The organism is Pseudarthrobacter sp. NamE2 (assembly GCF_005796205.1).
In the GTDB taxonomy this organism is placed as follows: domain Bacteria; phylum Actinomycetota; class Actinomycetes; order Actinomycetales; family Micrococcaceae; genus Arthrobacter.
Genome location: NZ_VAHN01000014.1, coordinates 80,458 through 91,798 on the forward strand (window position 1 = coordinate 80,458; position 11,341 = coordinate 91,798).

The 11,341-nt window shown below is 65.9% G+C and carries 10 protein-coding genes; 4 read left to right on the forward strand and 6 right to left on the reverse strand.

From position 1 onward, the window contains the following. Positions 1–90 precede the first annotated feature (90 nt). Positions 91–894 (reverse strand): polyphosphate--glucose phosphotransferase, encoded by an 804-nt coding sequence (gene ppgK, locus FDW83_RS15665; RefSeq protein ID WP_138139010.1) that lies wholly within the window; start codon positions 892–894, stop codon positions 91–93. Between the two features lie 122 nt (positions 895–1,016). Further along, on the reverse strand, positions 1,017–1,895 hold the full coding sequence (map, locus tag FDW83_RS15670; RefSeq protein ID WP_138139011.1) for a type I methionyl aminopeptidase: 879 nt from the start codon (positions 1,893–1,895) through the stop codon (positions 1,017–1,019). A 39-nt stretch (positions 1,896–1,934) separates the two neighbouring features. On the opposite strand from map, the gene FDW83_RS15675 reads away from it, so the two are divergent. Then, positions 1,935–2,099: an SPOR domain-containing protein gene (locus FDW83_RS15675; RefSeq protein WP_138139012.1), complete on the forward strand. Its 165-nt coding sequence runs from the start codon at positions 1,935–1,937 to the stop codon at positions 2,097–2,099. A 25-nt stretch (positions 2,100–2,124) separates the two neighbouring features. On the opposite strand, the gene panB is transcribed toward FDW83_RS15675, so the two are convergent. Beyond that, on the reverse strand, positions 2,125–3,021 hold the full coding sequence (panB, locus tag FDW83_RS15680; RefSeq protein WP_138139013.1) for a 3-methyl-2-oxobutanoate hydroxymethyltransferase: 897 nt from the start codon (positions 3,019–3,021) through the stop codon (positions 2,125–2,127). Positions 3,022–3,238: 217 nt separating this feature from the next. Between panB and glnA (FDW83_RS15685) the strand changes: the two genes are divergently transcribed. After that, entirely contained in the window at positions 3,239–4,579 is a 1,341-nt protein-coding gene (gene glnA / locus FDW83_RS15685) for a type I glutamate--ammonia ligase (protein WP_009359105.1), read from the forward strand. 9 nt (positions 4,580–4,588) lie between these two features. Beyond that, complete coding sequence (locus FDW83_RS15690) at positions 4,589–7,600, forward strand: bifunctional [glutamine synthetase] adenylyltransferase/[glutamine synthetase]-adenylyl-L-tyrosine phosphorylase (RefSeq protein ID WP_138139014.1); 3,012 nt, start codon at positions 4,589–4,591, stop codon at positions 7,598–7,600. A gap of 278 nt (positions 7,601–7,878) precedes the next feature. Here FDW83_RS15690 and glnA (FDW83_RS15695) read toward each other — a convergent pair whose 3' ends face one another. Further along, a complete protein-coding gene (gene glnA / locus FDW83_RS15695; RefSeq protein ID WP_138139015.1) occupies positions 7,879–9,303 on the reverse strand; it encodes a type I glutamate--ammonia ligase in 1,425 nt (474 codons plus the stop codon). Between the two features lie 273 nt (positions 9,304–9,576). Here glnA (FDW83_RS15695) and FDW83_RS15700 point away from each other — a divergent pair, with 273 nt between their 5' ends. Beyond that, positions 9,577–10,014, forward strand: a complete 438-nt coding sequence (locus FDW83_RS15700) for an RDD family protein (RefSeq protein WP_138139016.1) — start codon at positions 9,577–9,579, stop codon at positions 10,012–10,014. 9 nt (positions 10,015–10,023) lie between these two features. Here FDW83_RS15700 and FDW83_RS15705 read toward each other — a convergent pair whose 3' ends face one another. Together FDW83_RS15705 and FDW83_RS15710 are read right to left on the reverse strand one after the other, a co-directional pair. Then, the gene (locus tag FDW83_RS15705) at positions 10,024–10,377 is read right to left on the reverse strand and encodes a DUF3817 domain-containing protein (protein ID WP_138139017.1); all 354 of its coding nucleotides are present in this window, start codon (positions 10,375–10,377) and stop codon (positions 10,024–10,026) included. 91 nt (positions 10,378–10,468) lie between these two features. Then, complete coding sequence (locus FDW83_RS15710; RefSeq protein ID WP_138139018.1) at positions 10,469–11,221, reverse strand: DUF4191 domain-containing protein; 753 nt, start codon at positions 11,219–11,221, stop codon at positions 10,469–10,471. Positions 11,222–11,341: the final 120 nt, after the last annotated feature.

Genomic DNA, 11,341 nt, shown 5'->3' on the forward strand with positions numbered 1-11,341 from the left:
GGCGGCAGCGGAGGGGAAGCCGCAACTGCCACCGGCGCATCAATGCAGAACGCCCCGTCCGGCCAGGACGGGGCGTTCAGCGTTGCCGGCCTACTTTGCCAGCTTGTGCTTCAGGGCGATCTCGATGGCCGCGCCCACGATGCCGGCCTCGTTGCGGAGGACTGCCGGCACAATCGGGGTCCGCAGCTTCAGCTTGGGCAGGTACTCGTCGGCACGCTTGGAGATGCCGCCGCCCACAATGAACAGTTCCGGGGAGAACAGGAACTCCACGTGCGAGAAGTAGCGCTGCAGGAGCACGCTGTATTCGTCCCAGGTCAGGCCGTCCCGTTCGCGGGCCACCGCCGAAGCCTTGGTTTCGGCGTCGAAGCCGTCGATCTCAAGGTGCCCGAGTTCTGCGTTCGGGACGAGCTTTCCGTCGAAGATGAAGGCCGAGCCAATGCCCGTGCCCAGGGTAATCACCAGGACCGTGCCGCCAACGCCGGCACCGGCGCCGTAGCGGGCTTCGGCAAGACCGGCGGCATCGGCGTCGTTGATGACTTCCACCGGCCGGTTGAGCCGGGCCGTCAGCATCGCATCGATGTCAGTGTTAAGCCAGGCCTTGTCCACGTTGGCGGCTGAGTGCACCACGCCGTGCTGGATGATGCCCGGGAAGGTGACACCCACGGGGGAATCCGGGGCGGGCGCTTCCGGGCGGGCCGAGAGTTCGGCCACCACCAGTGCCACTGCTTCCGTCACGGCCTCCGGCGTTGCGGGCTGCGGCGTGGGAACCCGGAACCGTTCGCCCAGGAGTTTGCCCTTCTTGAGGTCAACTATGCCGCCCTTGATTCCCGTACCTCCGATGTCGATGCCGATCAGCGGGGCTTTCTTCTGCGGTTTTTCGTCCTTTTTGGCCAAAATGCGTTTCCGTTCGTGGCAGTGCGGGCAGGGAAGGGCGGCCGGTGGCCGCCCCGAAAGGGGTGCCCGGCGGGAAGCCGGACGTTTGGGGTGCAGGAGGTTGGAGCGTTGCGCTTTGCCCGTCAGGGCAGGGTGAGGATCTCGGCTCCGGATTCGGTGACCAGCAGAGTGTGCTCGAACTGGGCGGTGCGCTTGCGGTCCTTGGTTACCACGGTCCAGTCGTCGGCCCACATGTCCCACTCCACCGTGCCCAGCGTGAGCATCGGCTCGATGGTGAACACCATGCCGCTTTCGATCACCGTGCTGTAGGCCGGGGCGGCATCGTAATGCGGGATGATCAGCCCGGTGTGGAACGCCTCGCCGACGCCATGCCCCGTGAAGTCCCGGACCACGCCGTAGCCGAACCGCTTGGCGTAGGACTGGATGGCACGGCCGATGACATTGATTTCACGGCCGGGTGCCACCGCCTTGATGGCCCGGTTCAGCGACTCCTGCGTCCGCTCCACCAGCAGGCGGGACTCTTCATCCACGTCGCCCACCATAAAGGTGTAGTTGGTGTCGCCGTGGACACCGTTGATGTAGGCCGTGATGTCGATGTTGATGATGTCGCCGTCCTGCACCAGCGTGCTGTCCGGGATGCCGTGGCAAATGACCTCGTTCAACGAGGAGCACAACGACTTCGGGAAGCCCCGGTAGCCAAGCGTGGACGGGTAGGCGTTATGGTCCAGCAGGAATTCGTGGCCTACCTTGTCCAGCTGGTCCGTGGTGACGCCGGGCTGGATGTGCTTGCCCACCTCCACGATGGCCTGGGCCGCGATCTTTCCGGCAATGCGGATCTTCTCGATGGTCTCGGCGGACTTCACTTCCGAACCCGTGAATTTTGCGGGAGCGGGCTTCCCCACATACTCCGGGCGGGGGATGGACGCCGGGACTGGACGCTGCGGACTTACGGTACCGGGGGTGAGGGTGCCGATGGGTGCAGTGGAGGCAAGGGAAGGCATAGATTGATCATATAAGGCACCGCAGAACGGGGAGCAACGATGACTGAGTACTGGTACAACATCAAGACCCACGAGGTGGAAGAGGACCGGCTCTCCGACTGGAGCCAGCTGATCGGGCCCTACCAGAGCCGGGAAGAGGCCGAACACGCCCTCGAAAAGGTCCGGGCGCGGAATGAGGCCTGGGAAAAGGACGACGACGACTGAGGGCTGGGTGCCTTCACCGCCATTTCTAGAACGCGTGTTCCGGGCCGGGGAACTGGCCGGATCTGACGTCGTCGCCGTAGGCGGTGGCGGCTTCCAGCAGGGTGTTGCGCAGGTCCGCGTACTGCTTCACGAACTTGGCCATCCTCCCGCCCCGCAGGCCCGCCATGTCCTGCCAAACGAGGACCTGGCCGGTGGTTTCCTTGCCTGCGCCGATGCCCACGGTGGGAACGGCGACGGCGGCGTCCACTGCCGCTGCGGTTTCGGCCGGCACCATTTCCATCAGCACGCAGAAGGCTCCGGCCTCTGCCAGCGCCACGGCGTCGTCAATGAGCCGCCGGGCGTCGTCGCCGCGGCCCTGCACCCGGTACCCGCTCAGGGCGTGTTCGCTCTGCGGGGTGAAGCCGATGTGCGCCATAACGGGAATGCCGGCCTGCACCATGGCCTGCACGGTGGGTGCGTAAAACCTGCCGCCCTCGATCTTGACAGCATGGGCCAGGCCTTCCTTGAGGAACCGGACTCCGGTGGCAACCGCCTGCTCCGCGGAAACCTCGTAGCTGCCGAACGGCAGGTCCGCCACCACCAGGGCCCGCTTGGCGGACCGGGACACGGCGCGGCAGAGGGGAAGCAGTTCGTCAACGGTGACCGGGAGGCTGGTTTCGTTGCCGAAGACGTTGTTGGAGGCTGAATCGCCCACCAGGAGGACCTCGATGCCCGCGGCGTCGAAGATTTCGGCCGTGTACTGCTCGTAGGCGGTCAACATCGCAAACTTTGTGCCGTCCCGCTTGGCCTGCTGCAGGTGGTGGATGCGCACCTTCGCCGGCTTTGGCCCCGTTGCGCCGGCTGGTGGCTGCGTCGGCCCTCCGCCGTAGGGTGCGGGGACGTCCGCGGACGCGCTGGAGTTGGGGCTGTTTGTTGAGGCCATGGCACGAGCGTAGTGCGGCGGCCGCGCTCCTAGCTACCACCTGCACCCGGACGCCCGGGGTGATACGTGCCATAAGCCCGTGTTAACGGTGTGTTACGCGCCGCGCAGGCTCCAGCACGGGCGCGGAATGCTTAGTACAGTAATTGTGAACTGCTCCTGGCTGCCCCCAACTTTCGCGCGGGCCGGAGCATGGACGTTGACCGGAGAAGAGGCCATCATGGACCGCCAGCAAGAGTTTGTCCTGCGCACAATCGAAGAGCGCGACGTACGTTTCGTGCGCCTGTGGTTCACCGACGTCGTGGGTTCGCTCAAGTCCGTGGCCCTCGCCCCGGCCGAGGTGGAGGGGGCCTTCGAGGAAGGACTCGGCTTCGACGGGTCCGCCATTGAGGGCCTGGCCCGCGTCTTCGAGTCGGACATGCTGGCACAGCCCGACCCGTCCACGTTCCAGATCCTGCCGTGGCGCGGCGAAACGGAACAGACCTCAAGGATGTTCTGCGACATCCTTACCCCTGACGGTGAACCGTCCGCCGCTGACCCGCGCAACGTGCTCAAGCGGACCCTCGCCAAGGCTGCGGACATGGGCTTCACCTGCTACACCCACCCGGAGATCGAGTTCTACCTGCTGAAGTCCCAGGAACTCGGCCCGGACGGCGCACCGGTGCCGGTGGACGAGGGCGGCTACTTCGACCACGTCCCGGGCGGCGTTGCCCAGGACTTCCGCCGCACCGCCGTCACCATGCTGGAATCGGTGGGCATCTCGGTGGAGTTCAGCCACCACGAGGGCGGGCCCGGCCAGAACGAAATCGACCTGCGCTACGCCGACGCCCTGCAGACGGCGGACAACATTATGACCTTCCGCACCGTCATCAAGGAGGTGGCGCTGCAGCAGGGCACCTACGCCACCTTCATGCCCAAGCCGTTTACGGCGCACCCGGGTTCGGGCATGCACACCCACTTCTCCCTGTTCGAGGGCGACACCAACGCCTTCTATGAGGCCGGCGCCGAATTCCAGCTGTCCAAGACGGCCCGCCAGTTCATCGCGGGCATCCTCAAGCACGCACCGGAATTTACCGCCGTCACCAACCAGTTCGTGAATTCGTACAAGCGGCTGTGGGGCGGCGGCGAAGCTCCGAGTTACCTGAGCTGGGGCCACAACAACCGCTCTGCCCTGGTCCGCGTGCCGCTGTACAAGCCCGGCAAGGGCCAGTCAGCACGGATTGAATACCGCGGCATCGACTCGGCGGCCAACCCGTACCTTGCCTACGCCGTGCTTCTCGGCGCCGGGCTGAAGGGCATCGAGGAGGGCTACGACCTTCCGGCCGCCGCCGAGGACGACGTCTGGTCGCTGAGCTCAGCGGAGCGGCGCGCCATGGGTCACGACCCGCTGCCGGCGAGCCTGCACGATGCCATCCGCTCCATGGAGGATTCGGAACTCATGCCGCAGATCCTGGGCGAGCAGGTTTTCGAGCACTTCCTGCGCAACAAGCGCGCCGAGTGGCAGGACTACCGGCTGCAGGTGACGCCCTACGAGCTTCAGCGCAACCTCGGCATTCTCTAGGGGGCGGGCGTGAGCCTGGCGCGCCGCCTTATCGCGGCCGGATTCAGCGACCTGGACAAGGGTGAACGCTTCCTGGCGGCCCCGGAACTGGAGGGGCTGGACCAGGACACGCTGTTCGCCGGCCTGCAGATGGCCGCGAGCCCGGACACCGCCCTGCAGTCCCTGGTCCGGCTCATTGAGAAACACCCGGACCTCCGGGGCCTGGCCGGTGCCGGGTCCGAGGCCAGTGAGCCGCTTTACCGTGTCCTGGGCGCCTCAGAAGCGCTGGGTGAGTTCCTGATCCGGCATCCCGAACACCTCGAGGCCTTCAACGTCAGGCCCAGCCCGGAACCGCTCCCGGCGGATCCGGTGCAGTTGCGTGCGGGCCTGCTGCAGTCTGTGGGGGCGGACCCGCGTGCAGCCCGCCCCGTGGCTGCACTAACAGGGCCGGACGCCTACGCCGCCCTGCGTGTCGCGTACCGCAGGGGAGTGGTGGACCTTGCCGTGAAGGACCTGTGCGCCGCGGATCCGCTCGACTTTCTGCCCTCGGTGGGTGGGGAGCTGGCGGACCTTGCCGGGGCAGCCATCGAAGCGGCACTTGCTGTCTCGCGTGCCGAGGCGGCGGAACAGTACAGCGCCACCGACGTTGCCGACGTCGGGCTGGCCGTGATCGGCATGGGCAAGTGCGGCGCCCGCGAACTCAACTACATTTCCGACGTCGACGTTATCTACGTCGTGGACGGCGGAAGCCTGGAAGACGCGCAGGCCGCCACGATCGGTACAGCCCTCGCCAGCGGAATTTCCCGTGCCATATCCTCCGTGGCCAGGGAACCGGGCCTGTGGGAGGTGGACCCGAACCTGCGCCCGGAGGGCAAGTCCGGCCCCCTGGTGCGCACCCTGGCCTCGCACGAGGCATACTACGCGCGCTGGGCTGAAAGTTGGGAGTTCCAGGCCCTCCTGAAGGCCCGCACCGTTGCCGGGGACGCCGACCTTGGGCACCGGTATGAGGAGGCTGTGGCCCCGCTGATCTGGAATTCCGCCGGCCGTGAGGGTTTCGTTGATTCGGTGCAGGCCATGAGGCGGCGGGTTACCGAGCACATTCCCGCGGCAGAGGAACAGCGGCAGATCAAGCTCGGCCGCGGTGGCCTGCGGGACGTCGAGTTCACCGTCCAGCTGCTGCAGCTGGTCCACGGCAAAGCCGATGAAACACTGCGACGGCGGGACACCACCTCCGCCATAGCCGCCCTGTCCGCGGGGGGATATATAGGTCGGACAGACGCCGCCGCCTTCGACAAGGCCTACCGCTACCTTCGGCTGCTGGAGCACCGGATCCAGCTGTTCCAGCTGCGCCGGACACACCTCATGCCCGTTGCCGAACCCGCCCTGCGGGCGCTGGCGAAGGCGGTCCTGGGCCCGTTCTCGAACGAACGGCCGCATCCGGACGCACTGCTGGCGGCGTGGCAGAAGACCAAGCGCTCCGTCCGTGAACTTCACGAGCGGATCTTCTACCGGCCGCTGCTGAACACAGCCGCCAAACTGAGCAGCGAGGATGCCAGGCTGTCGCCGGAGGCAGCGCAGGGCCGCCTCGCCGCGCTTGGCTACCGCGATCCGCAGGGCGCCATGCGGCACATTGAGGCCCTCACCGCCGGAGTCAGCCGGCGGGCTGCATTGCAGCGGCAGTTGCTGCCGATCCTCCTGGACTGGCTGGCCGAAGGAGTGGATCCCGACGCCGGGCTGCTGGCCTTCCGGCGGGTAAGTGAAGCGCTGGGAACAACGCACTGGTACCTGGGCCTGTTGCGGGACTCGAATGCTGCTGCCGAGCGGTTGTGCCATATGCTGTCCAACTCGCGGCTGATCGCCGACCTGCTGGAGGTCTCACCGGAATCGGTGGCCTGGCTGGGACAGGACAAGGACCTTTTGCCGGTGCCGTTCGAGGCGCAGTGGCAGGAAATCCAGTCGAAGATGTCGCGGCATGCCGACCCGGAAAGCGCCATGCGCCTGATCCGGCTGATCCGCCGGCGCGAGATCCTGCGCATCGCCGTGGCTGATGCGGTTGGACTGCTGGACCAGGACCAGGTGGGAGTGGCCCTGGCGGACACGGACCGGGCAGCTGTACTGGGTGCCCTCCGGGTGGCGGAAAACGTGGTTTCGGCCACCGGCCCTCTGAAGACTTCCGTGCTGGTGGTGGCCATGGGACGCCAGGGCGGACGTGAGATCGGCTACGGCTCGGACGCCGACGTGATGTACGTGCACCGGGCACTCCCGGGTTTCACACAGGAAGAGGCACAGGAACAGGCGTCCCGGATTGTCGGAAAGATCTCCAGCCTGCTGACCCAGCCCGTGAAGCCCGCCATCATGGCCGAACGCGTGCTCAAGATGGACGCCGACCTGCGGCCGGAGGGAAAGAACGGCGCGATGGTCCGCTCGTTGGAATCCTACGCGGAGTATTACCGCCGCTGGTCGCTCATCTGGGAGGCCCAGGCCCTGTTGCGTGCGCGTCCCATGGCGGGCGACGACGGGCTGGCCGCGGACTTCCTGGGGCTCATCGATCCCATCCGGTACCCGGAGTCGGTTTCGGAACAGGACGTCCGGGAGATCCGGCGCATCAAGGCGAGGGTGGAGTCGGAACGGCTGCCGCGCGGGGCGGATCCTGCCCGGCACCTGAAGCTGGGGCGCGGCGGCCTGAGCGACGTCGAATGGCTGGTCCAGCTCCTGCAGCTCCAGCATGCCGGCAGGCACCCGGAGCTGCGGACAACCTCCACGGTTGCGGCACTGGAAGCCGCTGCGGAGCTTGACCTGCTCACGAGGGAAGACGCGGACCTGCTATGCACTGCGTGGCGCCTGGCGAGCCGGATCAGGTCCGCCAACGTCATCTGGAACGGCAAGTCCTCGGACCTGCTGCCCTCTTCCCGGCGGGACCTCGAAGCGGTGGCGCGGTGGTGCGGCTACGAGCCCGGCAACGCCACGGCACTTGAGGAGGACTACCTGCGGGTCAGCCGCCGGGCACGGGCGGTCTTTGATCGACTCTTCTACGGTTCCTAGCGGGCGGAGAGCCCGGCGGCATTGCGTTCAGCAAGCGATTGCCCGATTATGTGGGTGGCGGTGTTCTTCAACCTTGTTGGGGGGAAGGCTTGAACAGTCTTCGTCTCGGGGGGCATTCGTCAGGAGGTCCGGCTCCCGGTCTCAGCACGTCTGGAGCCGGGCCTCCACCTGCTTAAGGGCGATCCTGGCTGCGACAAACCCTCCAGCAGTCCGGGGGACATGCAAAGGCGGCCACCGGATCACCGGTGGCCGCCTTTGCATTCTTAGGACATCAGAGACTAGACGCCGTAGTACAGCTCGAACTCGTAGGGGTTCGGGCGCAGGGACAGCGGTCGGATCTCGTTCTCGTACTTGTACTCGATCCAGGTATCGATCAGGTCCTGGGTGAACACACCGCCGGCCTGCAGGAACTCGTTGTCCTCGCGCAGGGCCTCCAGGGCTTCCTCGAGCGTGCCCGGGGCCTTGGGGATGTCCTTGGCTTCCTCGGCGGGGAGCTCGTAGAGGTCCTTGTCGATCGGAGCCGGGGGCTCGATGCGGTTGCGGATGCCGTCCAGGCCGGCCATCAGCTGGGCAGCAAATGCCAGGTACGGGTTGGAGGAGGGGTCCGGTGCGCGGAACTCGATGCGCTTGGCCTTCGGGTTGCTGCCCGTGATGGGGATGCGGATGCCGGCGGAGCGGTTGCCCTGCGAGTACACCATGTTGACCGGAGCCTCGAAGCCCTTGACCAGGCGGCGGTAGGAGTTCACCGTGGGGTTGGTGAAGGCCAGGACGGCGGAGGCGTGCTGCAGCAGGCCGCCGATGTACCAGCGGGCAGTGTCGGACAGGCCGGCGTAGCCCTTCTCGTCGTAGAACAGCGGCTGGCCGTTGTTCCACAGGGACTGGTGGCAGTGCATGCCGGAGCCGTTGTCGCCGAAGACCGGCTTGGGCATGAAGGTCACGGACTTGCCCCACGCGTCTGCGGTGTTCTTGATGACGTACTTGAACTTCTGCAGGTCATCTGCCGCGTGCGTGAGGGTGGTGAACTTGTAGTTGATCTCAGCCTGGCCGGCGGAACCGACTTCGTGGTGGCTGCGCTCGACTTCGAGGCCGGCTTCGTCCAGGGCAACACACATGGCGTCGCGCAGGTCAGCCTGCTTGTCGGTGGGGGAGACCGGGAAGTAGCCGCCCTTGACGGGAGTCTTGTAGCCCAGGTTGCCGCCCTCTTCCTCGCGGCCGGTGTTCCAGTGGGCCTCTTCGGAGTCGATCTTGTAGAAGCTGCCCTGCGGGGAGGACTGGTACTGGACGTTGTCGAAGACAAAGAATTCAGCCTCGGGGGCGAAGAATGCGGTGTCGGCGATGCCGCTGGCAGCCAGGTAGGCCTCGGCCTTCTCCGCGACGCCGCGGGGATCGCGGTGGTAGGGGTCGCCGGTGCGGGGGTTGACGATGGAGAAGTTCAGCGCGAGGGTCTTCTCCATGCGGAAGGTGTCCAGGTACGCGGTGGTGACGTCCGGGATCAGCTGCATGTCGGACTCGGCGATGCCCTGGAAGCCGCGGATGGAGGAACCGTCGAAGAGCTGGCCGTTGATGAAGAAGTCGGCGTCAACACTCTTGGCGGGGACGTTGAAGTGCTGCTGGACGCCGGGAAGATCGGTGAAGCGGATATCGACGAACTTAATATCTTCGTCCTTGATGAACTTGAGGACTTCGTCCGCAGTCTTGAACATCTATGCTCCTAACGCATATGTAATATCTGGCGTGCAAGCCATCTGAGCCAGCGCAATCCGAAAGCAGGGAGAACTCAAGGTTTTCCCTGCCGGAGGTATCGCTTGAAACTGCCAACAGCCTATGGACGCGGCATTTCCCGTCCGTGTCCGCATTGTTTCGGGCAGGTTACAGAATGCCCTGCTAAGGCAACGCTATCGGGCGTCCACAGTGTGGTCGACCTCCATCCGGGATGTGGGCGGACGTCCCTGCCCGACGGTCGGTAAACTTGGACGGTGGTAGATCGCAAAGACATTGGCTCGTGGCTCAGCGGACCGGACACATCCGGTGTTTCGAAGTATCCAGGGGAGCGGTTGGGTTTGCCCGAGTCGGGTCCTGGCTCGGTTGCCCGGGCCGGCCGCCGCATTGTTGCGATCACGATTGACTGGACCATCGCGCTGCTGATCAGCAACGTTGCATTTGGCGGCAATTCCTGGGCCACGCTGGCCGTGTTTGCCGTCGAACAGGTCCTCTTGGTGGGCACCCTCGGGTACAGCATCGGGCACCGGGCGATGGGAATCGCGGTGGTCAAGCGCGGCGGCGGCAGTCCCGGACCGCTCGCGGCATTGGTGAGGGCCGTGCTGCTTTGCCTGGTGATCCCGGCCGTGATTTTCGACCCGGACCAGCGCGGCCTTCATGACAAGGCCATGAACACCGTGCTGATCCGCATTTAGGGACCGCCGCTAAACGCGGCTTGCCTCCACGGCCGGTTCCTCCTCGCGGGCCGCGGCGCCGCCGAGGTAGCCGCGCTTGCCCGCCCACCGTTCGAACAGGATCGTGGCAAACGGGAAGACAGCGGAGATGCCGGCAAACAGTGCCACCGTGAACGGCCAGCGCTGCAGCCGCCACAGGGCAAGCGCAGCGAAGCCGTATCCCACAAAGAGGGCGCCGTGGATGGGGCCGGCCACCTGAACTCCGAGTTCGGTGGTTCCGGCGATCCACTTGAAGTACATGCCCGCCAGCAGGGCGGCCCAGCTGATGGCTTCGGCAATGGCGAGGATCCGGAATGCGCGGATGACGAGGTTCTTGAGCGGCATAAGTCCTGTCCTGAAATTTCGGCGGCGGTTCGGGAGGGTGCATAGAAACGCCCCGGTTCCGGCGGGGCCGGAACCGGGGCGTTTCAGGGGCCTAGCGTCCGCGGTTGGGACGTGCCTTGTAGGGGTCGATGCCCTTGGGGATGGGAAGCCGGTTCCCCAGTGATGCAATGCGCTTTGAGACAGCGTTCACCTCAACCTTGGTGAGTTCCTTCTTCAGCTTGCCCATCTTTTTGGCCACCTGGCTCAGCGGTACCTGGCCCTCGCCGCGGCCGCTTTCAATCACGTGGACCGTGACATTGGGCAGGATGCGGGCGAGGCGCTTGCGCTCGGCGTCGAGCAGCGGCTTGACCCGGTGCGTGGGCCCTTCGCTGACAAGTACGACGCCGGGACGTCCGATGGCGCGGAACACGGCGTCCTGCGTGCGCGGGTTCACGGCAACCGGCTGCTCCTCGGTGATCCAGCCGCGGCGGAGGGTTCCCAGGGCGGCACCGGAGGCGCCGGGCTGGTTTTCGATCTGGGCGAAAGCGGCCCGTTCGGCACGGCGCGAAAGGATCAGCGTGGCGCCCAGCAGGCCGAGCGGGATGCCGATGATCAGGCCCGTGATCCAGTTGTCCAGCCAGAATCCGACCAGGAAGCTGACAGCCACGACGCCGAGGAAGACCAGCAGCATCAGCCACGGGACCATCGGGTCGTGGCGGCGGGTCATTGTGAAGACCTCACCGATCTGCTTGAGCCGGCTCGGCTTCTTGGGCTTGGCTTCTTTCGGCTTGCGCGGGAAGAGGCCGCGCTTCACCGCGCTGGAGCCCGCGGGAGTGGAATTGCTGGAATCAGGGGATTTCGCCATAGTGCCTCAATTCTACGTGACTGAAGGCCGAGGGCCGGACGCCGGACGGTTCCGGTGCCGGCCCTTGGAGGCACTGGCGCATGCCAGCGGAAGCAGCCGCTAGGAGTGTGCCGCCAGCAC